This is a genomic window from Lysinibacillus sp. A4, from assembly GCF_024919535.1.
In the GTDB taxonomy this organism is placed as follows: Bacteria; Bacillota; Bacilli; order Bacillales_A; family Planococcaceae; genus Lysinibacillus; species Lysinibacillus capsici.
The window spans coordinates 117,872-142,857 of record NZ_JANWTB010000005.1 but is presented as its reverse complement, the minus strand read 5'-3'; the positions used below and the strand labels follow the sequence as shown (position 1 = coordinate 142,857).

Here is a 24,986-nt window from a genome sequence, read left to right as displayed (position 1 = left end):
AACTTTCCACCATGAACTAGGGGCTTCCTTCGGAGGAGACTTCTTCTTTGGCAATGCTGGCATGCGCATGATCACGACTCCTTTCTTAAAGCTTATTAATATTATATGAAGATAGTAGGTGATTATGATAAAAAAGGGCGATGAGTTAATATTAAATACCTCTCATCACCCTTTTTTCTATTGTTTTACATAATAATCAATTTGCTGTGCTTTCATAAAGCCTGCTTTTTCATAGACAGAAAGTGCTTTTTTATTGTCTACTTCTACATCTAGCATGACAAATGCTGCACCAACCTTACTCGCATAATCCTTTGAAAAGGAAAGAAGGGCTGTCCCAATACCTTGTCCTTCACAATTTGGATGTACAGCAAGTGCTGTGACCCACTGGATTTCATTTTCCTTCGCTGTAGTCACTGTGCCAACAACTGCACCATCTCTGTAAGCAACCCAAAGCTCTCTTCCATTTGTTGATGTATTAAAAGCAATAAGCTCTTCTGATTCTTCGGGTAGATCTCCAAAAGCCTCACAATAAATAGTAATCAATTCAGCTTGCTCTCCGTTATAGGCCTGTATATTTATATCACCTCGTAACGTAACAGGCTCTGCTTTTGTTTCTAAAGTCGTTTCTGAAAAACTATAGGTAAAACCTTTGTTTTCAATAAATGTATGCCCATAAGGAGAACCATCAATTACTACAGCTAATTGACCCTCTGCCCCTCTTTCTTTTAGCCCAACTTGTATACCATCAACTAACGCAGTTCCAATACCCTTTTGTCGATATGCAGGTGTCACCACTAATGACCACTCATATGTATGAAGCCCCATTAAGTCGATAGCACTAGCAGCACCAACTAGTAAATCCTTATCATCCTCATACGCTAGTACCATAAAGCCTTTATTCTCGAAAGATCCTGCCATTGGTACGTTCATAATGGTTTCATATACTCGATAATCTTGAACTGTTGCTTCTTCACATAATAACTTTACTTCTTTCAATGTTTCTCCATCTAATGGAAAAGACACTGTCATCACTGAAATATTCATCATTTACTCCGTTCCTGTAACAGACTATTGCCCTATTGTAGCAAGAATGAAAATAAGCTGGCAACAAAATATATTATTACCTGCTATTAATCAAAATTTTACTTCAAATAATAGAAAAATAAAAGGATTTATACTATAAAAAGTCAGTAAAATGACTGAAATTTACTAGAAATAATAGCTATAATATAATATACTAATTTTCCAAAAATAGAGATATTTATTCTGTTACAAACCATTACTTTTAAACTATATATCGCTTCCTATTTTAGTATTTTTTTATAATAATTGTACCATTTATTCAAATTAAGAACATTTTTAATTCGATAAAAAGAGCAACTTCAAATGAAATTGCTCTTTTTCCATCTATTCCTCAAGATGGTGTGAGGATGAATGCAGCATTTGTGCATAAAGACCGCCTGATTCGATTAGCTTTTGCTGAGGTCCAGCCTCCACTAATTCCCCTTTATGCATAACTAAGACTATATCGGCATTATGGACAGTATTTAAACGATGTGCGATCACAAAGCTGGTGCGCCCTTGCATTAACGTATCGAGAGCCTCTTGTATCGCCAGCTCTGTCACAGTATCGATACTGCTTGTTGCTTCATCCAATAGTAAAATTTTTGGATCAGCAATAAGAGCCCTTGCTATAGAAAGTAATTGCTTTTGGCCTTGGGAAATCTCGCGTCCATCCGCAGCAAGAATAGTATCATATCCATCCTTTAGTTTCATTATGAAATCATGTGCATTAGCTTGCTTGGCCGCCTCTTCAATCTCTGCATCACTCGCATCCAGTCTACCATATCGGATATTCTCGCGAACAGAAGCCTCAAACAAAAATGGATCCTGTAAAACAAAAGCCATCTGTGAACGAAGGGATTGTCGATCAATTTGCTGTACATTTATACCATCAAATAATACCTCTCCCTTTGAGACCTCATAAAATCTTGCAATAAGTTGAAGGATTGTCGTTTTACCAGCCCCAGTTGCACCAACAAGCGCTACCGTTTGACCAGGTTCCACTTTAAAGTCTACATTTTTTAGTGTGTATCCTTCTTCTTCTAGTTCATATTTAAAGTACACCTGCTTAAACGATACATGTCCCAACAGCTGATGCTTTTGTGCTGACACATTTTCTGCCTCTGGTTGTTCATCAAGTAAGGCAAATACACGTTCTGCACCAGCAATGGCTGACAGTACCGTATTAAACTGGTTTGCTAAATCATTTAAAGGACGTGTAAATTGTCGTGCATATTCAGTGAATATAACAATTACCCCTATCGATACATGTCCATATAACGCAAGGACTCCTCCTACGCCTGCTACAATGGTAAAGCTTATGTTATTTAAGAAGTTCATAACCTTAGGAATATAACCTGAATATGTCTGTGCCCAAAAACCAGTTCTTTTTAAGCGCAAACTTTTTTCACGAAATTCTGCTTTCATTCGCTCCTCTTGTGAAAATGCCTTTACAATCCGCTGTCCTGAAATGGTTTCTTCTATCATCCCATTTAAGGCGCCAATAGCTACCTGCTGTTCTTTAAACAGTGGTGCTGTACGACGTGTAATCCATCGCATCGCCCAAAACATCAGTGGAATAATGATCATCGTCAGAACTGTCAGCAATGGGCTTAAACTGAGCATAATAATGACGGTTCCTCCAAGCGTAAGTACACTTGAAAATACCTGAATAAAGGAACTGTTCAATGTTGAGCTGACAGCTTCAATATCATTCGTCATTCTACTCATCAATTCGCCATGCTGACGACGATCAAAGAATGCCACTGGCAGTCGTTGAAAATGAGTAAATACACTTGTCCTTAATCTATAGATCGTTTGCTGGGCGATGCCAATCATCCAATAGTTTTGTAGGAAAAGTGAAACGGCTAATAACACATAAATACCAATTAATAAGCCAATCCCCTTACCTAAGCCTGAAAGCTCGCCATGCATAACATAGTGATCAATCATTTGACCGATTACATAAGGACCAACCAAAGCTAATATGGAGCTAATCATCACTAATAAGAGCACGACAATGAGCAGTGCACGTTGTTCGTCGACAATTTTCCATAACCGCAGCAATGTGCTTCGCCAATCAGCTGCACGTGGCCCCTTCTTTTTCTTCACAACCTGTTTGAGATCATCTTTTGTCAAAAGCGGTTCATAGCCAAAAGGTTTCTGGAAAAATCCCATTAATCCTCCACCTCCTGTTGAGAGATAGCTATTTTTTTATAAAGCGAGGAAGTCTCTAAAAGCTCTTCATGTGTGCCATAAGCAACTACTTTTCCAGCATCAATCAGTAAAATGCGATCTGCACCTTTAGCTGTACGTATTTTTTGCGTAACAACAAGCATCGTTGCTTTTTCTTCACTCAGTGCCGCCCACAAAGACTGTTCAGTTTTAACATCTAAAGCACTTGTACTATCATCAAGCATTAAAATATGTCCTTTTCTCAAAAGGGCTCTAGCTATAGATAACCTCTGCTTTTGCCCCCCCGATAAATTAACACCTTTTTGCCCAACCTTGGTATCATAACCATTTGGAAAATCTTCAACAGATGCATGAATTTGCGCCTGCATTGTAGCCTGTAATACAGCATCCATTTCAGCCTGTGTATCTCCCCAACGCACATTATCTGCAATACTTCCTGTAAATAACAATGACTGCTGAGGGACATAGCCAATCACTTCCCGCAACTCTTGTAAATCCCAATGTTGAACATCCTGACCTTCCACAAGTATTCTGCCTTGCGTTACTTCATAGAACCGGGGAATGAGTTGTAATAATGTTGATTTCCCTGCACCAGTTGCCCCCATAATCGCTAGTTTCTCGCCAGACTTAACTTGAAAGCTCACATCTGACAGAACAGGAACATCCCCTCCTGGATAAGTAAAACTAACATGGTCAAAGGTTAATTCTCCATACTGTGTTGCATGACCTACTTCTTCTAAAAGGGACGTATCTTCAACCTCATTTTCAATGGAAAGGATTTCTGCCATACGTTCTGCAGATGCCTTCGCACGTGCGTAGAAGATAATAATAAAAGCGAACATTGAAAATGAGCCTGTCATACGCATTGCATAATTCACAATAGCCACAATATCACCAAGTGGCGTTGTTCCTGTAGCAATTTGTTTTGTACCAAACCATAAAACTGCGAGCAGACTCATATTCATAATAAACAAAAGAACCGGCATAATATATTCCATTATGCGTAATGCCTTCACAGTATCAACCTTTAACCGTACTGCAACTTCATCAAAGCGTGTAGCCTCATATGCCCCTCTTAAGTAAGCCTTTACTAACCGTATCGCCTGTAAATTCTCCTGTAAAACTCTGTTTAAACGATCCACCCTCTTTTGTACACTCCCAAAATAAGTCACACCTTTTGCCACCATAAAAATAAGAAAAATAAAAATGATCGGTGCACCAATAACTAAAAATAAAGCTAATTTCGGATTTACGACAAAAGCCATAATAATGCTTCCTATCACAGCAAGTGGCGCTCGAAGCATAATACGCAAGCTCATAAACAGCACAGTTTGTACTTGTGTGACATCATTTGTTAATCGAGTAATAAGCGATGCAGTGGAGAATTTTTGATAGGTTGCTAGCGTAAAGGATTGAATCCTATCAAACATGGCATTTCGAAGATCATACGAAAAGCTTTGAGCTGTATGTGAAGAAAAATAAGAATTAATAACGCCCGCCAGAAAGGCAACGAAAGATAGCCCAAGTAAAACAGCCCCCCATTGCAAAACCATTCCTTGATCTTGTGCCCTTACTCCCTCGTCGATTATTTTTGCCATAATGAGTGGCTGCACAAGCTCAACAAATAACTCTAAAAGCATTAAACATAAAGCAAAAATAGCTGTCCATTTATATGGCTTTACATAGGAAAAAACCTCTTTCATATTCTTTCCCCCTTGTTGGTAGATAAAATTTAAAGGCAGTCAAAAACTACTAACACTATAGTATATTTATGCTTTCTCTCCCGCTATTGAAAGCCACGTTACACAAACAAGCATAACGAATACTCCTATTAATTGCCAAAAACCTAATGAAGTACCAAAAACAATAACAGAAATAACCATCGCAGTTAATGGCTCAATACTAGAAAGAATGCTCGTTTCAACTGCTGTGATGTATTTCATACTACTTAAAAACAATATAAAAGCTACTGTTCCAAAAAATATTAAAGTAACTAATAACATTAAAATTTTAAAATCTACTAGAACAACCCATTGACTGGACTGCTGCCAAACACGGCTTACTAAGCCTAAAGTGAAGCCACCCACCAACATCCCCCAGCCCACTACTAAAAGCACACTCCACTCCTTCATTAAGCGTGCAGGATACAAGGTGTAAAATGCAAATGTTAAGCCTACTCCTACTCCCCACAACAAGGCTTTTGGACTAATAAGTAAACTTTCAAATGATGCATTCGTTAGTAACAGAAATAACCCTATAAGGGTACCAATAATACCTAACACTTGATATTTTGGTGGCCATTTCTTTAAACTAAGAGAGACATACGCGACAACAAATATTGGCGCTAAAAACTGTAGTAAGGTAGCAAGCACAGCATTACTTTCATTAATTGCAGCAACAAATGTAAATTGGACACCAAGCATACCTGCAATACCAAAAACTATGAGTTGCCTCCCCCATAGCTTGTGCTGCCAAATTCCAAAAATATTTTTTCCTGTTAACAATAAATATGTAAGTAGTAATATACCTGCAACCGATAAACGGATTGTTAACATAAAGGATACAGTCAAAGGTGTATGATTCAGCAACCACTCCATTAAAGGGCCAGTTGCTCCCCATAACATAGCACCTGAGACGATAAATATTATTCCTTTTAAACGTTTCATACCAATCCTGCTTCCTATATACGTACTAAAAATTGTTACTTTTCTTCAAAACATTTCTTGTAATTCACTAGAAAAGTCCTATTATTTTTTACTATCAAATATTTACAAATATATTCATAATGACTAATTCCCGATTATTATCTATAATATTAGTATATATTGATTACCCAAGGAGATCGAATAATCATGAGTCATATGCATAAATCATTTACGATTGATGAACATTATTTAAATTCACTTCCTTTTCCTGCAATTATCATTAATCAAGATGGACAAGCAACAGTCTGGGGAAAGAGTGCTGAACATCTGATTGGCTTATCAGCTAATGATATTAAAGGAAATACTACTCCATCTATACACGAAAATCTACTGCGTCAGCTTCCTGTTGAAACATTTCAATCTATTTTACAAAATGAGGACAGTACGTATCTAGAAAAAATTCAAGTACACACAACTTCAAATGCAGAAATAACAACAGCTCTGCTAGCTAAACCTTTTACAGATGAGGGAGAGCGTTTTATTCTATTGATTTTTATGCTACCAGAATTAATGACGCAGGCTATCTCTCAATGCAATACCTTTGTAAATCTTAAGCAAGGTTTAGATGCGACCTTTATGACTGTTACACTCGATCACGATGGATTTATCTTGGAATGTAATAATGAATTTCTAAAAACAAGCCAATGGACACCAAAGCGTGTTATCGGCAAAACCTTTTGGCAACTGTTCCCTGATAATGAAGTGAGTGAAAAAATAACACATACGATCTGGCGTAATTTAAATAATGGTCATACATGGCAGGGAGAAGTTGAAAAAATCACAAAAACGGGGCAATCCTATTGGGTGCTACTAACGGCTATCCCTCTCTTTAATCTTGAAACAAATGAACAACAATTTATCCTAATTGAAAAGGATGTAACAAAATCAAAAACGATTCAACACCAACTCGAAAAAATTGCTTACATCGATACAGAAACTGGTTTGATGAATGCACATCGACTTGAAAAAGTAATCACCAATATGATTGACGATGAGAGACACTTTTCATTTGTTTATCTAAGTATTGATAAATTTTATACACTTAAAGAATTACATGATCAACAAATCGATCAAAGCCTGATTGTTGAATTTACAAATCGTATAAAAATGTATTTCCAAGATAGCACGATGGCTCGTATAAATGAAAATGATTTTGTTGTCATCACGCCTTTAAGTGAATGGTTTATTCAAGGCTTTTTATCTTACTTACAACAACATCCGATTTACAGCGGCAATATTGCTGTACCAATTTCTATAAGTGGCGGCATAACTAGATATCCTGAGGATCAAACAACATTCTCTCAGCTTATGAAGGCATCCATTGCTACTATTTCAACAGTCCGTGAGGCTGGCGGAGATAAAATTGTTTCTTTATCAACAGCAACACATAAAGCTTTAAATCGTAAAGCATTAATTGAAAAGCGCTTACTCCAAGCACTTGACCAAAAAAACTTGAAGGTACTCTATCAGCCACAAATCGATGTGTATGCTGGAAAAGTTACTGCTGTGGAAGCACTGGTACGTTGGGAAGATGAGTTAATAGGTGTCGTAACGCCTGATGAGTTAATTCCTATCGCTGAAGAAACAGGTCTAATTAATAATATTGGGTCCTTCATGCTGGAAAGGGCTTGTGAACAAGCATTACTTTGGAAAAAGGCTGGCTATGATTTAAAAGTATCTATTAACTCTTCTGTACGCGAATTCCGTGATAAGAATATGGCAAAATCTATACTTGAAATGATTACAAAAACAGGTTGTCCAGCGAACCTATTACAAATTGAGATTACTGAAAAATTTGCTTTAGAAGCTGAAGCCGCAACGTCTATTGCACAGCAAATGCGTAAGCTTGAAAACGAAGGCATTTCCTTTGTATTAGATGATTTCGGTACTGGCTACGGCTCATTTAGATATATGCAAATTTTACCAATAAGTACATTAAAAATCGATCAAACGTTTACAAATTCACTCTTGAAATCCGAAAAGAGCCAAAAGCTTATGAATGGTATGGTTCAACTAGGTAAATCCATGGAATTGAAAGTGGTCGCTGAAGGTGTAGAAACAGCTGAACAAGCAGATCTATTAATTACTTATGGCTGTGATGCCATTCAGGGCTATTATATTAGCAAGCCTGTTACACCTGAAGAGATTGAACTATTATTGACTAAACAATAATTAAAGAAGAAGGAGACTGCGTCCATTTTGCACGCAGCCTCCTTCTATTTTTTATAAACCTTTTGTAATTTTACTTTACTTGAACGAACTGAGCGGAATATGAGTTGAATAATTACTTCTGCAAAAACTAGTCCAATAACAATAGCACCTGTAATTAAAAATGCCTTTAAGCCATATTGCAAGCCTTGTAAGTAATCATCCTCTACCACATTTCTCATTGCATTATAGGCCATGCCCCCTGGCACTAATGGTATAATTCCCCCAACAATGAAAATAATCATGGGTATTTTAAAACGTCTGGCATATAAATGAGCCACAATGGCAATGACAAATGAGCCAAAGAAAGAAGCTTTGACAACATCCATGCCTTGCTCTGTTAGAACGTAGTATATAATCCAGCCAATTACCCCAACGAGTCCGCAATGAAGTAGTGTTTTTCTAGGAACATTAAAAATAATGGCAATCCCCGCTGTCGCAAAAAAACTAACTATTAATTGTATAATAATATCCATCATATGCATATTGTCCGCCTCCTAAAATCCTAGTGTGACGGCAATTGCTGCACCAATAGCAAAGGCTGTTAAAAAGGCCTCTGCTCCCTTTGCCATCCCTGACATAAAATGACCTGCCATTAAATCACGAACAGCATTTGTAATCAAAATACCTGGTACGAGTGGCATGACGGAACTAATAATAATTTTATCAAGTTCAGTACCATAACCATACTTTACTGCAAAGAAGGCAACAAAGCCGAGGACGAGTGATGCTGTAAATTCAGAAAAAAACTTTACCCTTGTTAAATGATTAATGATTATAAGTACTAGGAAACCTAGCCCACCTGCTAAAAAAGCTACCGGAAAATCTGACCATCCACCCTTAAACATAATAAGGAAACAACCACTAGCAAGCGCAGCTGCCAAAACTTGCAAATAAGTTGGTAAAAAATAATTTGTTTTTTGTATCGACTTTAACTCGTCATAAGCTTCTTCTAATGTTATGATTTGAGATGTGAGTCTACGAGATACTGAATTTACCAAGGCGATTTTTTGCAAATCTGTAACCCTACTGGGAATTGATGTAATTCTTGTTGGCTGTGTCTTGCCTAACGAAAAAATGATGCCAGTTGGTGTGGCATAACATTGAGCATTCGGCATATTTTGAGAATGTGCCATACGTAGCATCGTATCCTCTACGCGGTATGTTTCTGCACCACTTTCAATCATAATGCGTCCTGCAAGCAACAAACAGTCAATCGTAAGTTCATTATCCGCATCTTGTAAGACCATTGCAGCTATCTGCCTCCTTCAAAAAGGTTCCTTGCCAATATTAACGAACTGCCAATAAAAACTCAACTGAAAATTTTTCATAAGCAATGTATTATCTTTCAATTTATTTTTACAGTTACACTAATATTACGCATGTGTTTTTTCTATTTTAGTAGGTATTTTACAACCTCTTAAATAGAAGTACAACTACAATTAATTCGCTGATTCTTGAAGAAAAAGTGACCTTAATAAATTTCCATAAAATTACATAAAAAGATTCTAGATTTGTATAACTTTTTTAATGACTGGCACGTCTGATTGTATAGAAAATAAAAAAAGAGGGGAGCGTATCCAAAACCATGCAGGAACGCAGAAAAAGACGCGGTCCAATAATTGATTTCTTATTACTTAGCCTTATTGTGACCTTAACAACTATTATACTTTTTATTATCCTTTCAAAGGATGACTTTAAGTTTCAAAAGATTAGTGCTTCAAAAGAATCCGAGACGGAATCGGTGAATAGTCATTTATCGACCGAAAGTTCTGCGTTTCCAGGCATACGTATTGTTACGGACGTTTCAAATGACAAACGAACACCATTTGCTATTCATTACCCGCAAACAGATAACGAGGTTTTTAATGATGCCGTATTACAATACATATCGGATTCAAAAGAAAACTATCTAACATCGATGAAGAAAAATAAAGATAAAGAAGCTATGGGTGAATTAAATATTAGTCTTGAAACTTTTCCATACCGAGAGCATTACTATTCCTTTGTGCTTACAAAAATGCTATATGTAGGTGGAGCCAATCACGAAGTCTCCACAAAAACATACTTCATTAACAACGAAACGGGCGAACAAATTACGATTCAAACGCTCTTACAAAATGATGAGAATAACTTATCTACGTTGGCTGTAAATGTTCGAAAGGATTTGCAAAAAAACCTCCAATTAAAGGATGAGCTTTTCAACGATGAACTATTAAAAGCTACAGAACCCAAATGGTCTAACTTCAATCGCTTTGCTATTGTTGACGATTCATTACAAATCTATTTCGATGAATATGAGATTGCTAGTGGAGCAGCAGGTACCCCAATAGTGAAACTACCCCTTTCGCTTATTAACCCATTGTTAGCCTCTGAATTTCAGATCGCAATGGAAAATGTAAAACCAATTAATCCACCACCAACTGGTGATCCGAATAAAAAACGTATTGCTTTAACATTTGATGATGGTCCACATCCAAAAGTGACGGAGCAAATTTTAAATATTCTCGATAAGTACCACGCAAAGGCTACTTTCTTCATGCTCGGTAGTCGTGTACAATACTATCCTGACATCGTAAAAGATGTTCTTGCGCGCGGTCATGAAATTGGAAACCATTCGTGGAACCACCCTGTCTTAACAAAGCTTACGCAGGAACAAGTGATGAAAGAATATAACACTACTGCCACTGAAATTGAGAAGGCAATCAATCAAGGTGCTACAGTTTTTAGACCACCATACGGTGCAACTAATGACACAATTAATGCTGAGATTCCTATCCCTGTTGTGCTATGGACAATTGACACATTGGATTGGAAACATCGAAATGCACAGCAGCTATTGCCACACGTAAAAAATAATTTACACAATAATGCCATTGTCTTAATGCATGATATTCATCAATCCACTGCAGACGGACTTGATGCTGTTCTTGCCTATTTACAAGAGCAGGGCTATGAATTTGTGACTGTGTCCGAGATACTGCCATATCGCCAATAGTATTTACAAAGAAAAAGTCCAATGAATTTCGATATTCATTGGACTTTTGCAATTATTTTATTGTTAAAGTATCTAAAGGCTTGAAGTCATTTAACTGATAGCTCTTCACTTCGTTACGCGCTATTGTATACAGCGTATCATCTATATAGACAACACGTTGTACAACCTGCTCCCAATTTTCATAGGCCTCATTATTATTACGATTGATTATATTTCCTTTCAATACAATCCCTTTCTCTGCAGTAATCTCATAAATTTGAGCACCATGACCTTGATAGACAACCTCGTCTCCCTTACCTGCCTCATACAGTACTACAGGGAAGCCAAAATAGTTGAATTCCTTATTGCGGAATAGCGCTTTAGGATTGTATTGCACTTCAGAGGAAGAACCTTTTCCACCAATTTTTACGGTTGATTGCTCTTTCGGATTTCGGAAATCTGATACATCAAATAGGGACATCTTCATATTGGTTGTCACAGTAAAATTACGTTTTGTATACGAATCATAGCGTTGCTCCGTATCATAACCAATACCAATTAAATGCTTATCATCTAATGGATGTAGGTAATTACTGAAGCCAGGAATCTTCAATTCCCCTAGTACTGCAGGCTTTTTCGGATTCGCTACATCAATGACAAATAGTGGATCCACTTGTTTAAATGTCACCACATATGCTTTTTCTCCCATAAATCTAGCTGAATATATCTTTTCTCCAGGCGCCATATCTTTTACTGAACCAAGCGGTTTTAAATGTTCATCCAAAATAAAGAGATGGTTATAGGAAGTACTTTTCTCATTCCACGTATTACCTTCTGTTGTAAAGATTCGGAAGTTCCCCTTATATTCATCCATTGAATACTGATTTAACACAGTTCCCTTTACTTCCGTACTTCCGACAAAGTTCAAAGTCGTTCCATCTACATTCCACTTGAAAATTTGAGTGTCGGCTGACCTCGGTAACCAAATCATATCCATGACGCGCTTTTCAGATGAAACATCAATATTACTTTCATACATTGGTGTCGTTAAATACAGGGCGTTCTCTGACATATAAAGACCACTACTTCCACCTAAATACCCTTTCGTATTGGCCGTTGTCTTAGCTCCATTTTTTAAATCGACAGCTGTAATTAAACTATAGGTACCATCCATCGTATTTGGTAAGATTGAGATTTTTTCTAAAGGCAGACTTTTGTACTCTGGCCCTGCCATACTATCAAATGTTTTAGGCTTTAAATCGGTTTTATTGTTTTCTTGTAGCATCCAGTAATTTGGATACATATTTCCGATTAAATATAATGTATCATTCGTTATGCGAATATCCTGCAAGAAGCCTTCTTGCCCAACATCACGTACATGCTTTGGATTGCTTGGATTTGAAATATCATAAATTGAGGCTGTTACCATAGCTGTGCCAGCTTTTTCAATATATTGATCCCCGATAGCAATTAATAGATTGTCATATAGGGCAAGCTTAGAAATATATTGGGAATCTTTTAATTTGATACTTGTAGCCACCTTTAAATTCTTAGGATCTTTAGCATTCACAACTGTAATGCTCTGATCTTTTGCAGTGTAAATAAAGCCATCTTTGACAACTACAATGTCTCCCTCTTCTACCCCTTCTACTTGATTATTAGTTGTAGACTCATTATTAGCGGTTGCTTTATCTTCACTTGCTGTACTTTGTAAGCTCTCTTCTTCTCTAACTTCTACTCTTTGAGTTGTTAACAACTTTTTAAAATACTGCTGTAACTCTTTCTCCGATTTAACGGCTGTTAATGTCTCGATAATTGTAAACGGGATTGTCTGCGAAGCTACATTCAGTCCGCCTTGTGCAAAGGCCTCCTTTTTTACATGCAATTGATAATTACCTGGTGCTAACTTATTGACCACTATCGTTTTTTGATCTTCCAACAATTCAATCGTTGCAGGTACTTTGCGTCCTTTTTCCGTAGTGATATAGACATATTCCTCAGTTATTTTGTTTTTCTTTAAAGCAACTGAAAAAGATGCTTGCCAGTTTTGTGTTGCCATACTTGCGCTAGCCGCCTTTGCCGTCACATCTGTATTCACTATCCATGTAAAAATTCCAGGCACGATAGCTAGAACGATTATCAGCATAATTGCGAACCATTTACTTTTCATCATTTTTCCTCTCCTTCATATACTTGTTTATTAATTAGACTAGTAAAAAAGAGGAAAGTTACATTTTTCTGAAATTTTCAAGTTAAGGCACTACCAAAAAACGAGAGGGAAACACTTCCCTCTCGTTTATTCTTCAAATGGCCATTTAGGCAACATATTTTTTAATGGCTTATCTTGTCGTCTTCCCAATACATAATCTGCTTGCATAATAGTATGAATTTCGCGAGTCCCTTCATAAATGACTGGTGCTTTGGAGTTTCTTAAATAACGGGCAACTGGATACTCGTCTGAATAGCCATAGGCTCCATGAATCTGTACCGCATCATCCGCAGCCTTATTCGCAAAATCACAAGACTGCCATTTTGCCAATGATGTCTCTCGAGTATTTCGAACACCTTTATTTTTCAATTCTCCAACTCGATAGACAAGGAGACGACTCATTTGATAGCCTGCTTCCATATTAGCAATCATTTGTCCAACAAGCTGATGCTCACCAATAGGTTTACCAAATGTCTCCCGTTCATGGCAGTATTTCACACTAGCCTCTATGCAAGCTTGAATCAAACCAACAGCACCTGCTGCTACTGTAAATCGACCATTATCTAGCGCAGACATGGCAATTTTGAAACCCTCGCCCTCTTCACCAAGTCGGTTTTCAATTGGCACGCGTAAATCTTCAAAAAAGAGCTCACCTGTATTACCAGCACGAATACCATATTTTCCTTTAATCGCTTTAGATGTAAAACCAGCCATGGAACGTTCTACAATAAACGCACTAATTCCATGATGTTTCTTCGATTTGTCTGTATAGGCAAATACGATAAAGTTGTCTGCAATATCACATAAGGAGATCCACGTTTTTTGCCCATTGAGGATATAATGATCTCCATCACGGACAGCAGTTGTTGACATAGCAGCTACATCAGACCCAGCCCCAGGTTCTGTGAGACCAAAAGCTCCAATCCGTACACCTTTAGCTTGCGGAACAAGGTATCGCTGCTTTTGCTCTTCAGTCCCCCACTGCATTAAGGTCATGCTATTTAAACCTGTATGGACAGATACGGCTGTACGAAATGCCGTATCTCCCCGTTCAAGCTCCTCACATACGATAGCAAGTGCATTATAATCCATGCCACTACCTCCGTATTGTTCAGGAACACAAACCCCCATTAAGCCAAGCTCAGCAAGTCTGGACCAAATTTTAGCATCAAAGCCACCTTCAGCATCCCATTTTGCAATATAGGGAATGATTTCCTCATCAACAAACTGTCTTACTGTTTTTCTTAGCATTTCCTGTTCAGTGGACATTTCAAAGTTCATGGTCAGCACCTACCATTTCACAATCATAGCAGACTTATGTGATGTCTCTTTAATGACCACACCTCGTTTAGCCATCTCTTCAATATACGTATCACCTGGCACGATTGCTTCAGGCGGGAATACACCATGCTCTGTAATAGCACCGGCACCAATCATCTGAGCAACAACTGAAATCGTATTTGCCGTAGCACGTGCCATAGCTGTTTCATTAATAGTCATATCTTTACGTACAACCATTTCATATTCATATGTCACCTGCTGTTGGGCCTTTTCACCTGCTACAATAACACGTAACAATACAGCATCAGGTTTTGAGCCCAATTCAAGCTTCTTTTTGAGAGCCTCTCGTACGACTGCACGAACAGGCACTTCTTGATTATCCACTTCTACCTTATTCGCAGAATCAAGGAAGCCCAAGTCTGCTAAAAGTTTAAATTTCTCAGCATGGCCTTTATAACGGATGGTTTTATATTCTAATGTGCGGACATTTGGGAATGTCTTATACAATGTGGAGATACCACCAGATGTATAAAATGCCTCAAGCACACCGAAATCATCAAAATAAATAGGTTCAACGCCTGATAGGGATGGAACTTCTTCAAGCTTGCCCTTCTGTATCGTTTTTGAAGGCTCAGTATAATGATCGAAAACGCCATCTAAAGAAAATACGCGTGTATAATGAAGCGGAGGCTTTGGCTCAGTTGGAATACCACCAACAAATAGTTTAATAGATTCTACTTCGTCTAATTTTGAAGCACCATAGCCCGCTAGAATATTGATCATGCCAGGAGCAACACCTAGGTCAGGAATGATTGTAACACCTTTTGCCTTTGCTTCCTCATGTAAATCTAATATCTTCTCTGTAACGCCACCGATATGACCACCTAAATCAACGGAATGAACGCCTGCCTCAATAGCTGCTCTTGCTACTCGTTCATTGAACGAATAAAACAATGCATTGACGGCAACATCCCCCTTCGAAATAACGTTCATTAATGAATCGTCACGTTCTGCGTGTAGTTCTACCACTTCTACCTTATCTGTATCTAGCGTATCTACAAAGTCCTGTGCAACTTTTACATCGATATCACCTAAATACACGCGCTCCACTTTATCGTTTTTTATTAAATCACGAGCTACCTCTTTCCCCATTAAACCTGCACCTAATACAACAACTTTCATCAAGAACATCCCCTTTCGTTGATCTGTTACTCTGTATCGATTTGTGCTCTTTGTAATTTACCGCTGTAGTCTACATAAATACTCTTCCACTCTGTGTATACATCTAGGGCTGCTACACCTGAATCACGATGTCCATTTCCTGTCCCTTTAGTACCTCCGAATGGCAAATGAATTTCAGCACCTGTTGTGCCAGCATTTACATAAACAATACCTGTATCTAAATCACGTTGTGCGCGAAAAATTGTATTGACATCTTGTGAGAATATTGAGCTAGATAAGCCAAATTTCACACCATTATTTACTTCAATTGCTTCTTCCAAACTTGCCACTTCAATTAGAGATACGACTGGACCAAAGATTTCTTCTTGAGCAATAATCATGTCAGGCTTCACATTTGTAAACAATGTTGGCTCATAATAGAACCCCTTATCATAAGGTGGTTCATTTAGTATCCTGCCACCTGCTAATAATGTAGCACCCTCTTGTTTACCTATCTGTACATAGTGATTAATTTTTTCCAATGCTGCTTTATTAATCACTGGCCCGATTTTTACTCCCTCATCTAGACCATCCCCAATTGTGAGCTTTTGCATTTCATCTAAGAGACGTTTCTCTAATTGTTCTTTTACATCTTTATGCACAATGACTCGGCTACATGCTGTACACCTTTGCCCAGCAGTACCAAATGCGCTCCATAAAATCCCTTCTGTAGCTAGCTGTAAATCAGCATCATTCATGACAATAACAGCATTTTTTCCACCCATCTCTAAAGAAACCTTTTTCAAATGCTTCCCGCCAAGCTCAGCTACTTTACTGCCTGTTGTTGTAGAACCCGTAAACGAAATAACCTTGACGTCAGGATGTTCAATTAATGCTGTGCCTACTGTAGGTCCTGTACCAAATACGATATTAGCGACACCATCTGGTAAGCCTACTTCCTCAAAGATTTTACCCATTTCATAGGCCATCATTGGAGTCTCATTAGACGGTTTCCAAATGAATGTATTCCCTGCAACAATGGCAGGAAATGACTTCCACGTGGCGATAGCAACAGGGAAATTCCAAGGTGTAATGAGTGCTACAACGCCTATAGGTGCCCTTACACTCATAGCAAATTTATTGGCAAGCTCAGACGGTGTTGTTTCACCAAACAATCTACGTCCTTCACCAGCCATATAGTATGCCATATCAATTCCTTCTTGAACTTCTCCTCTAGCCTCTTCAATGACCTTGCCCATCTCTTTTGTTAAAACGGTCGCCAAATGTTCTTTTTTCTCTTTCATTTTTTGACCGATGGCATATAAATAATCTGCACGTTTTGGTGCTGGTATAAGTGCCCAGCTCTTTTGTGCTTGTTTAGCAACAGCTACAGCCTCACCTACCTCGTTCGAAGTAGAGCGCGGAATGGTAGCAAGCTGCTCACCGTTTGCAGGGTTCGTCACTGCTATACTTTGTAAATGTGAATGTGTGATCCATTTACCACCGATATAGTTTTTAATCTCCACTACATACACCCCCTGAAATACTCTATGATGCCTCAGCTGTTGTACCAGTCGTATTCCATAGGTATAAGTCTATGAATTTAACCAGAATCCTTTTCGCCTTAGGATAATTGTGTCCGAGTAGTGGAATGTGCTTGCACGTTTCACTACTCGTGACAGCTACCAGTGGCTTTATCTCCATACAATCAATAGGTGATCCCCACCAAAACAATAAATATCTCATTAGGAATCTTGGATGAACGGAGATAAAATATGTCAAAATTCCGAATTTTCAATATACACCACACCTTGTAATACTAGCATTTCAATAATAATCGGTGACAACTGCCAGAGGCTTTATTTCCACTTAACTTCCTTACCTCAATATAGAGGATGACTTCTGAATTTAGAAGCCTCTTAAGGTTATGTATATTCACAATACCCTTAGTTAAATGAAAATAAATAATACACATTCTAGTTTTTATATTCGACATTTTCTAACTAATTCCCTTTTTTTCTAAAATATTTAATTTTCTATTGAAACCAATGTAGCTTATAATCGTATACAATATCATTAAATTTATTTTTGGAGGAATCCCTTTATGAATAATCATGAAATTGACTACAAGTTATTTGGTGACGACATGCAATATGTGCAAGTTGAGCTTGACCCTCAGGAAACAGTTGTTGCAGAAGCAGGAGCGTTAATGATGATGGATGATTCGATCCATATGGAAACTATTTTTGGTGACGGCTCACGAGGTGGCTCACAAAGTGGTCTAATGGGGAAATTATTAGGTGCCGGAAAACGCCTAATAACAGGCGAGAGCTTATTCATGACAACATTCACAAACGTTGGCTCAGGTAAGAAGCATGTTTATTTCGCATCACCATACCCTGGGAAGATTATTCCGATGGATTTAAGCCAATTAAATGGTAAAATTATCTGTCAAAAAGATGCATTCTTAGCTGCTGCTAAAGGGGTCTCTGTAGGCGTTGAATTTCAGAAAAAAATTGGAGTAGGCTTCTTCGGTGGTGAAGGCTTCATTATGCAAAAGCTAGAAGGTGACGGCATGGCGTTTGTTCATGCAGGAGGAGCCATTCATGAAAAAACATTACAACCAGGTGAAGTTTTACGTGTGGATACAGGATGTCTTGTAGCAATGACATCCAATGTAGATTACGATATTGAAATGGTTGGAGGCGTAAAAACAGCCCTGTTTGGAGGCGAAGGAATCTTCTTTGCTACATTACGTGGTCCTGGAACAGTGTGGGTACAATCATTACCATTTAGCCGTTTAGCCAGTCGTGTCTTTGCAGCTGCACCTATTTCGCAAGGTGGCGGCGGTCAATCTAAAGGTGAAGGCGGTATCGGTGGCTTATTCGATTTATTCAATAGATAAAAAAATGGAGCATATCTTTCACCGATATGCTCCTCTTTTTAATCAATTCGATTGGATATTGCCTTTCCTTGTCCATAAGCAGTCAAAGCTTTTACATTTAACATGAGCATAGCCGTTCTCGTTTCTAATGACGCGCTACCGATATGTGGCAGAGCTACTACATTTGGAAGTGTTAATAAAGGATGATCCATCGCAATTGGCTCTTGTTCAAACACATCTAGTCCTGCAGCCCAAAGCTTCCCATTTTTAAGAACATCGTACAGCGCATCCTCATCAATAATTCCACCCCGTGAGGCATTAATTAATACCGCATCTTCCTTCATCAAAGCAAGTTCCTTTGCACCAATGAGCCCTTCCGTATCACTATTATAAGGTGTCATAATCACAACAAAATCAGATTGCTTTAATAGATCCTCCAGCGAAACATACTGAAAGCCATACATTTCTTCTGCTTCATGACGACGTCTGCGATTATTATACAAAATTTTCATATCAAACCCTTTTGCTCTTCTAGCAACAGCTTGGCCAATTCTTCCCATGCCAATAATGCCAATTGTGGCTCCTGAAACATCCTTGCCAACCAGTTGCATTGGATACCAGCTTTTCCATTTGCCCTCACGTAAATATCTTTCACTTTCTGGAATTCTACGAGCAGTTGCAAGCAGTAAGCCAAATACTAAATCCGCAGTTGTATTAGTTAGAACTCCAGGCGTATTTGTCGCCATAATGCCTCGTTTTTTTAAAGCCTTCACATCGATATTATTATATCCAACTGCTAAATTCGTCACTAATTTTAAGTTGGGGGCATGCGAAAGTAATTCTTCATCTACTTGGTCAGCTATCGTTACCCACAGTACCTCACAGTCAGCGACAGCTGTGAGCAATTTTTCACGTGGAATCACAATTTCTTCCTCATCCCATTGTGAGATTTCATAAAACTCCTGTAGCAGTTCAACAATATGTGTAGGAAACTTACGTGTTATAAATAATTTCTTTTTCATGCTCCAAACACCCCTCTACTCAATTCCCTAATTCGCCTATAGCGTAACACTTAAAACAAGCATTTTCTAGGGGTTTTGTAATCTTCCTCTTTCTATAAAATTTGTTATTAGCTAATTCATCAGCCTATTAGTTGATTTATCCATAAAATAAGACCTTTTATCCTAATTCACATACTAAAAAACTATGCATAGATAGTATGCATAGCTATGTTTCTTTTAAAACTCTCTTATTGTTGTATTTAAGCGATTAGCCACCCCCGCTAATTCTTCCGAAGATTCACCAATCGATTCAATAATAGTAGCTAATTCAGATACTTGATTATCGACTTTTTGGAAATTTGAGATCGAATTTTCTACAGAGCCAGAAATCGCATCAAAAGCTTTTAGAGATTCAGCATTACGTTCGATACTACTATTTACAAGCTCCTGTATGTCCTGAATAGCTTGTACAACTTGTGTTGTGATACCATTTGACGTCATGATTAACTCAGCAATCTGTTCAACAGAACTTTTCGTTTGATCCGCAAGTTTGCGTACTTCGTTTGCAACAACTGCAAAGCCTTTACCATGCTCACCAGCACGTGCCGCCTCAATTGCAGAGTTTAACGCAAGTAAATTTGTTTGCCCAGAAATACTTTTCACAATTTCTACAACGGCATTTATTTTCGAAGAGGATGCATCTAATTGCTCCACCATATTTGCCATTTCTACGGTCTTATGATGAATCTTCCCTGTTTGCTCATTAATAGATATTATTTTAGTATAGCCTTCACTAGACACTTTTTGCATTGATTCTGCTTCATACATACTTTCCTTCAAAGAAACGTTGACACGCTTTGCGCTATATACAAGTTCTGTTACTGTTTCAGTCGTAGTTTGTGATTGAACCTCTAATTGTGTAGAAACTCCGCCGATAACATCCTTTACATGGTCCCTAACATTATTGCGTTGTGTTTCAATTAGTATACTTGCATAGCTATCGTATTCTTCTAAAACGATTTGTTGTTCAAAATTACATATTTTACTGATAGCATCACAAAACTTCTCTTCTTCGCCCTTTGGTAATCGTAGTTCATAGACTATTTTGCGAAGTGATTTCTCAAGTATTTGAAAAGCAGCTAAATACCACTTCGGATATAAATTAATCTTTACATGCATTTTGGCCACACGTCTTCGCTTTTCTAAAAAGGCTTCATCTATTCTCCCCTCAAACATTTCAATAATATGGTGACGTAATGTCTGTCGTAAACGTTCGCTGGAGCTATGTGATTGAATAACCTTTTGTAAGGCAGGAACACTTTCTATTGCATGATAAAATGCCGCTACCACTTCTACTACATTTCTTTCTACATATGGTTTTAAACTATTAATCAGCTGAAGATCATGCACACTTAACCCTACAAGATTTAATTGTAGTAAACGGTCTGGATCTTCTATAAAAATACCGAATGTTGTTTCATTGCTTATTTCAATTGTATTTTTCTTAGATCTATTGATAAGTTGAAACATTTTCTCCACCTCATATATTTAATCATATATCTTAATAAGTCTATATTCCTACTTTTTATAAAAAAACAACAAATAATTAGACACTTTATGTATCAATTATAATCTCAAAACATCTAAATGAACAATATGTAGGTAAATGTTGTCTAATATTATTATAATTCGCTATTAATTTATGCTTTAACATGATTCTTTATACTCATTTTCTATCAATTTATTGAAAAAATGGATATATGATTCAATAATCTTAACGCAAAAAAAGCCACTGCTTCTTGAAGAAGAAGCGTGACTTATTGTTTACATGAAAATGATAACGCAAAGAACTGCTGCTAAAACTAAACGATAAATGGCAAAAGGCATTAATTTTACCTTTGAAATAAGCGCTAAGAAAAACTTAATGGACAATAATGCAAAGACGAACGAACTAATGAATCCTACAGCATAAAAGCCAAAATAGTCCATTGATAAAGTATCCCAGTTTTTCAAAACGGATACGAGGCTAGCTCCTGCCATGATTGGCACAGCCATAATGAATGTAAAATCGGCTGCAACACGGTGACTCATACCAAATAGTACCCCACCCGAAATCGTTGCACCTGAACGAGAAAAACCTGGCCATAGTGATAGGCATTGTACAAGTCCTACCTTAAATGCTAAACCATAAGAAATCTTATCTAAAGAATCAACTTTTGGTTTTCTCGGTGCCAACTTATCTGCAGCAATCATCAGAATTGCTCCTGCCACTAGTGCATAAACAACATGCTCTACTTTAAAAAGATGGTCGTCAATAAAATCCTTGAATGCAAAACCTAAGACAACTGCTGGTAGCATACCAACAATAACATGCAATAAGTTAAAGCGGCCATTTATGGACTTAGCTTGACCTTCAATTTTATATAAACCAACTAAGCTTAGCATACGTTTCCACATAACTACGATAACCGCTAATATGGAACCAAGTTGTACAACAATTTTAAATGTGTTGGCAGGATATTTCCCTAAAAACTCCTCAGTCTTTAACCACATATCATCCACGATAATCATATGTCCCGTAGAAGATACTGGTGCAAATTCGGTCATACCCTCGACAAAGCCTAATATTAATGCTTTTAATAACTCTATAATTTCCACCATGTCACCTTACCTTTTTTAATCAAATACCCACTTATTATAAAATACTAAGTTTTTATATACTACTGCCTTTTCACCTAAGAAGCCGATTGTTAGATTATCACATACTATTTAAATGTTATATCTACTACCCAAAGCTCTGATCTACTGCCAATTCGCATCGGTGGGCCCCAGAAGCCATAGCCTGATGAAACAAGTGTATGCATCTGTTCCTTCAACTTATAACCATAATCCAGTTCAAATACACGAGCTGTTATATACTGATTCGGCCACAGCTGTCCCTTGTGTGTATGACCAGACATATGTAAATCAACGCCTATTTGGGAAGGCGTGTTTAAATCGTCAGGTGTATGATTCATTACAAGCCATGGTAAATTAGCAGAAGGCTTTAGCACCTCAAGTGGTTTTCTTTCTTTATTCGTTCTGTCCTCTTGCCCTGTTAATATAAACGCATCTTCTATAAGAATTGTTTCATCTAGGAGCATTTTCACATTGGCATTTTCCATTTCCTTAATAAATTCAGGAATTTTTTTGCCATAATATTCATGGTTACCTAATATACCATATGTTCCATATGTAGATGTTAATTGTTTCATGACATCTGCCATACCCTCTTGAACAAACCATTTAGGGTCATCGTCCACAATATCCCCAGCTAACAACACGATATCTGGTTGTGCTTCATTAGCTAAGCTGACAAAACGTTGTAAATGTCGTTTATGTGATAAAACACCTAAGTGAAAATCAGATGCTACAACAGCTCTTAGTGTGTTTAAGTCACTATCTTGTTTATCAACAGTTATTTCTAAGTGACGAACAACTGGAGAGTAGGCTAAATAGGAGCCAATGATACTTAACAAGAATAGGATAGCTACTGCTATACTACCTATTATTTGCACGTTTTTAAAAGGTGTAAGCCAAATAATGAATTGTGCAACTAAACATAGCAATAAGCCATATTCAAAGATAAACATCCAATAATTACTGATTACAGAAAACACACGTAATGACTCGTGTAATCTTCCGATTATAATACTAAAAGCAACCATATACAGCACGATCCAAAATAATACTGGAAAACGAAACCACCCCATTGCTACAAGCCACTGCTTTACTCCCCACCCTAAATAGAAAGTCAAAGCACTATAAATACTAATTAAAAGAACAGCGCCGATTACTTTTGGCATAACCAAGTCCTCTACTTTCTTTCTATAATTTAATTGATTATACCATTATACTTATCAATCATATTGCTTAAAGCACTTGAATAATCTTCTAAAGAAAGTAGGAACTTGTCCAAATTTAAGTTTACCTTTTCATTTCATTCGTTACTCTCGTTTTACATGACATTTCACTGTATATAGATGACATTTTCGTCATTTACATACTAAACGCTACTTTTATTTTCACATTCCTTCCAGTAACATAGTAGATGAACGAGCAAATTCGCGTATTTACGAAGAAAAAGGGGTGCTATTTCAAATGACACGTTATAAATTTGAAACAACAGAGCATGAATTATTTCGCAAAACCTTTCGTAAGTTTTTAGCTGAAGAAGCTGAACCGCATTATGCACAGTGGGAAAAAGATCATCTTATTCCGCTTTCTTTTTGGCGTAAGCTTGGCGATATGGGCTATCTTTGTCCACAAGTAGAAGAACAATATGGCGGGCTGGGCTTGGATTTCAGCTTTGGCGTCATCATACAAGAAGAACTTGAACGTATAGGCTCAAGTCTTATCGGGGTTGGCCTGCATAATGATATTGTTGTCCCATATATCGAAGCATATGGGACACACGAACAAAAATCTCGTTGGCTGCCAAAATGTGTTACAGGCGACTATATAACAGCTATTGCAATGACGGAGCCAGGTACAGGATCAGACTTGGCTAATATCAAAACGTCAGCCATTCGCGATGGGGACCATTATATTGTAAATGGTCAAAAAACCTTTATAACAAATGGCATCCATACAAACTTAGCGGTTGTCGCAGTAAAAACAAATCCTCAGGCTGAGAAAAAACATCGTGGTATTAGCCTACTTGTTATTGAAGAGGGCACACCTGGCTTTACAAAAGGAAGACAGCTCGAAAAAGTTGGTATGCATGCCCAAGATACAGCTGAACTCTATTTTGAAGATTGTCGAGTGCCTGTTCAAAATCTACTTGGCGAAGAAGGCAAGGGCTTTCATTATATGATGGAAAAACTGCAGCAAGAGCGATTAGCAGTAGCGATTGCCGCACAAACAGCCGCTGAGGATATGCTTACACTAACGCTGGACTATGTGAAATCACGTCAGGCTTTTGGCAAAACAATTGGTGACTTCCAAAATACACAATTTAAAATAGCTGAAATGGCTACTAAAATCGAGCTTGGTAAATCCTTTTTAGAATCATTGATTGAAGAACATATTGCAGGCAATGATGTTGTGACAAAAGTTTCTATGGCAAAATACTGGATTACCGAAAATGCACGTGACCTTGCTACGCAATGTATGCAATTGCATGGTGGCTATGGCTATATGGAGGAATATAAGATTGCTAGAAGATATAGAGATATACCTGTTATGTCGATCTATGCTGGTACTAATGAAGTCATGAAGGTTATTATCGCCAAAAATTTAGGCCTATAATTAAAAAGGCGGC

At 37.6% G+C, this 24,986-nt stretch carries 18 protein-coding genes; 4 read left to right on the top strand and 14 right to left on the bottom strand.

The features are described 5' to 3' along the window. Positions 1-177 precede the first annotated feature (177 nt). From NY607_RS11805 to NY607_RS11790, 4 genes are all read right to left on the bottom strand, one after another. Positions 178-1,047, bottom strand: coding sequence for a GNAT family N-acetyltransferase (locus NY607_RS11805; RefSeq protein WP_237899187.1), 870 nt, complete (start codon positions 1,045-1,047; stop codon positions 178-180). Positions 1,048-1,407: 360 nt separating this feature from the next. Further along, positions 1,408-3,240, bottom strand: coding sequence for an ABC transporter ATP-binding protein (locus NY607_RS11800; protein ID WP_131520703.1), 1,833 nt, complete (start codon positions 3,238-3,240; stop codon positions 1,408-1,410). Continuing rightward, complete coding sequence (locus NY607_RS11795; RefSeq protein WP_259419732.1) at positions 3,240-4,961, bottom strand: ABC transporter ATP-binding protein; 1,722 nt, start codon at positions 4,959-4,961, stop codon at positions 3,240-3,242. Before NY607_RS11795 ends, NY607_RS11800 begins: the two co-directional genes overlap by 1 nt. A 66-nt stretch (positions 4,962-5,027) precedes the next feature. Beyond that, positions 5,028-5,924 carry a DMT family transporter gene (locus tag NY607_RS11790; RefSeq protein ID WP_131520701.1) on the bottom strand — a complete coding sequence of 299 codons (897 nt, stop codon included), beginning with the start codon at positions 5,922-5,924 and terminating at the stop codon, positions 5,028-5,030. Positions 5,925-6,110: 186 nt separating this feature from the next. On the opposite strand from NY607_RS11790, the gene NY607_RS11785 reads away from it, so the two are divergent. Next, entirely contained in the window at positions 6,111-8,135 is a 2,025-nt protein-coding gene (locus NY607_RS11785) for an EAL domain-containing protein (protein ID WP_259419731.1), read from the top strand. A gap of 44 nt (positions 8,136-8,179) precedes the next feature. Here NY607_RS11785 and NY607_RS11780 read toward each other — a convergent pair whose 3' ends face one another. After that, positions 8,180-8,656 (bottom strand): threonine/serine exporter family protein, encoded by a 477-nt coding sequence (locus tag NY607_RS11780; RefSeq protein ID WP_131520699.1) that lies wholly within the window; start codon positions 8,654-8,656, stop codon positions 8,180-8,182. A 12-nt stretch (positions 8,657-8,668) separates the two neighbouring features. Beyond that, entirely contained in the window at positions 8,669-9,421 is a 753-nt protein-coding gene (locus tag NY607_RS11775; protein ID WP_131520698.1) for a threonine/serine exporter family protein, read from the bottom strand. A gap of 338 nt (positions 9,422-9,759) precedes the next feature. Between NY607_RS11775 and NY607_RS11770 the strand changes: the two genes are divergently transcribed. Next, entirely contained in the window at positions 9,760-11,169 is a 1,410-nt protein-coding gene (locus NY607_RS11770; RefSeq protein WP_131520697.1) for a polysaccharide deacetylase family protein, read from the top strand. Between the two features lie 52 nt (positions 11,170-11,221). On the opposite strand, the gene NY607_RS11765 is transcribed toward NY607_RS11770, so the two are convergent. From NY607_RS11765 to NY607_RS11750, 4 genes are all read right to left on the bottom strand, one after another. Then, positions 11,222-13,321, bottom strand: coding sequence for a beta-propeller domain-containing protein (locus NY607_RS11765; protein ID WP_237899185.1), 2,100 nt, complete (start codon positions 13,319-13,321; stop codon positions 11,222-11,224). Between the two features lie 123 nt (positions 13,322-13,444). Further along, positions 13,445-14,638, bottom strand: a complete 1,194-nt coding sequence (locus NY607_RS11760; RefSeq protein ID WP_237899183.1) for an acyl-CoA dehydrogenase family protein — start codon at positions 14,636-14,638, stop codon at positions 13,445-13,447. Between the two features lie 9 nt (positions 14,639-14,647). Next, the gene (locus NY607_RS11755; protein WP_131520695.1) at positions 14,648-15,820 is read right to left on the bottom strand and encodes a saccharopine dehydrogenase family protein; all 1,173 of its coding nucleotides are present in this window, start codon (positions 15,818-15,820) and stop codon (positions 14,648-14,650) included. 26 nt (positions 15,821-15,846) lie between these two features. Then, positions 15,847-17,325, bottom strand: a complete 1,479-nt coding sequence (locus tag NY607_RS11750) for an aldehyde dehydrogenase family protein (protein WP_004229708.1) — start codon at positions 17,323-17,325, stop codon at positions 15,847-15,849. Positions 17,326-17,903: 578 nt separating this feature from the next. Between NY607_RS11750 and NY607_RS11745 the strand changes: the two genes are divergently transcribed. After that, complete coding sequence (locus NY607_RS11745) at positions 17,904-18,704, top strand: TIGR00266 family protein (RefSeq protein ID WP_004229711.1); 801 nt, start codon at positions 17,904-17,906, stop codon at positions 18,702-18,704. Between the two features lie 38 nt (positions 18,705-18,742). On the opposite strand, the gene NY607_RS11740 is transcribed toward NY607_RS11745, so the two are convergent. The 4 genes from NY607_RS11740 to NY607_RS11725 form a co-directional block, all read right to left on the bottom strand. Then, positions 18,743-19,705 (bottom strand): 2-hydroxyacid dehydrogenase, encoded by a 963-nt coding sequence (locus NY607_RS11740; protein ID WP_131520694.1) that lies wholly within the window; start codon positions 19,703-19,705, stop codon positions 18,743-18,745. Between the two features lie 216 nt (positions 19,706-19,921). Then, positions 19,922-21,214 carry a globin-coupled sensor protein gene (locus tag NY607_RS11735; protein WP_259419730.1) on the bottom strand — a complete coding sequence of 431 codons (1,293 nt, stop codon included), beginning with the start codon at positions 21,212-21,214 and terminating at the stop codon, positions 19,922-19,924. A 294-nt stretch (positions 21,215-21,508) separates the two neighbouring features. Further along, positions 21,509-22,345 (bottom strand): undecaprenyl-diphosphate phosphatase, encoded by an 837-nt coding sequence (locus tag NY607_RS11730; RefSeq protein WP_175400802.1) that lies wholly within the window; start codon positions 22,343-22,345, stop codon positions 21,509-21,511. Positions 22,346-22,449: 104 nt separating this feature from the next. After that, complete coding sequence (locus tag NY607_RS11725) at positions 22,450-23,529, bottom strand: metallophosphoesterase (protein ID WP_259419729.1); 1,080 nt, start codon at positions 23,527-23,529, stop codon at positions 22,450-22,452. A 295-nt stretch (positions 23,530-23,824) separates the two neighbouring features. Here NY607_RS11725 and NY607_RS11720 point away from each other — a divergent pair, with 295 nt between their 5' ends. Next, on the top strand, positions 23,825-24,973 hold the full coding sequence (locus tag NY607_RS11720) for an acyl-CoA dehydrogenase family protein (protein WP_004229727.1): 1,149 nt from the start codon (positions 23,825-23,827) through the stop codon (positions 24,971-24,973). The last annotated feature ends 13 nt before the right edge of the window (positions 24,974-24,986 follow it).

Coding starts and splice junctions, on each gene's coding strand:
- NY607_RS11805 (WP_237899187.1), bottom strand. CDS start 1,047: ATGATGAATATTTCAGTGATGACAGTGTCTTTTCCATTAGATGGAGAA.
- NY607_RS11800 (WP_131520703.1), bottom strand. CDS start 3,240: ATGGGATTTTTCCAGAAACCTTTTGGCTATGAACCGCTTTTGACAAAA.
- NY607_RS11795 (WP_259419732.1), bottom strand. CDS start 4,961: ATGAAAGAGGTTTTTTCCTATGTAAAGCCATATAAATGGACAGCTATT.
- NY607_RS11790 (WP_131520701.1), bottom strand. CDS start 5,924: ATGAAACGTTTAAAAGGAATAATATTTATCGTCTCAGGTGCTATGTTA.
- NY607_RS11785 (WP_259419731.1), top strand. CDS start 6,111: ATGAGTCATATGCATAAATCATTTACGATTGATGAACATTATTTAAAT.
- NY607_RS11780 (WP_131520699.1), bottom strand. CDS start 8,656: ATGCATATGATGGATATTATTATACAATTAATAGTTAGTTTTTTTGCG.
- NY607_RS11775 (WP_131520698.1), bottom strand. CDS start 9,421: ATGGTCTTACAAGATGCGGATAATGAACTTACGATTGACTGTTTGTTG.
- NY607_RS11770 (WP_131520697.1), top strand. CDS start 9,760: ATGCAGGAACGCAGAAAAAGACGCGGTCCAATAATTGATTTCTTATTA.
- NY607_RS11765 (WP_237899185.1), bottom strand. CDS start 13,321: ATGATGAAAAGTAAATGGTTCGCAATTATGCTGATAATCGTTCTAGCT.
- NY607_RS11760 (WP_237899183.1), bottom strand. CDS start 14,638: ATGAACTTTGAAATGTCCACTGAACAGGAAATGCTAAGAAAAACAGTA.
- NY607_RS11755 (WP_131520695.1), bottom strand. CDS start 15,820: ATGAAAGTTGTTGTATTAGGTGCAGGTTTAATGGGGAAAGAGGTAGCT.
- NY607_RS11745 (WP_004229711.1), top strand. CDS start 17,904: ATGAATAATCATGAAATTGACTACAAGTTATTTGGTGACGACATGCAA.
- NY607_RS11740 (WP_131520694.1), bottom strand. CDS start 19,705: ATGAAAAAGAAATTATTTATAACACGTAAGTTTCCTACACATATTGTT.
- NY607_RS11735 (WP_259419730.1), bottom strand. CDS start 21,214: ATGTTTCAACTTATCAATAGATCTAAGAAAAATACAATTGAAATAAGC.
- NY607_RS11730 (WP_175400802.1), bottom strand. CDS start 22,345: ATGGTGGAAATTATAGAGTTATTAAAAGCATTAATATTAGGCTTTGTC.
- NY607_RS11725 (WP_259419729.1), bottom strand. CDS start 23,529: ATGCCAAAAGTAATCGGCGCTGTTCTTTTAATTAGTATTTATAGTGCT.
- NY607_RS11720 (WP_004229727.1), top strand. CDS start 23,825: ATGACACGTTATAAATTTGAAACAACAGAGCATGAATTATTTCGCAAA.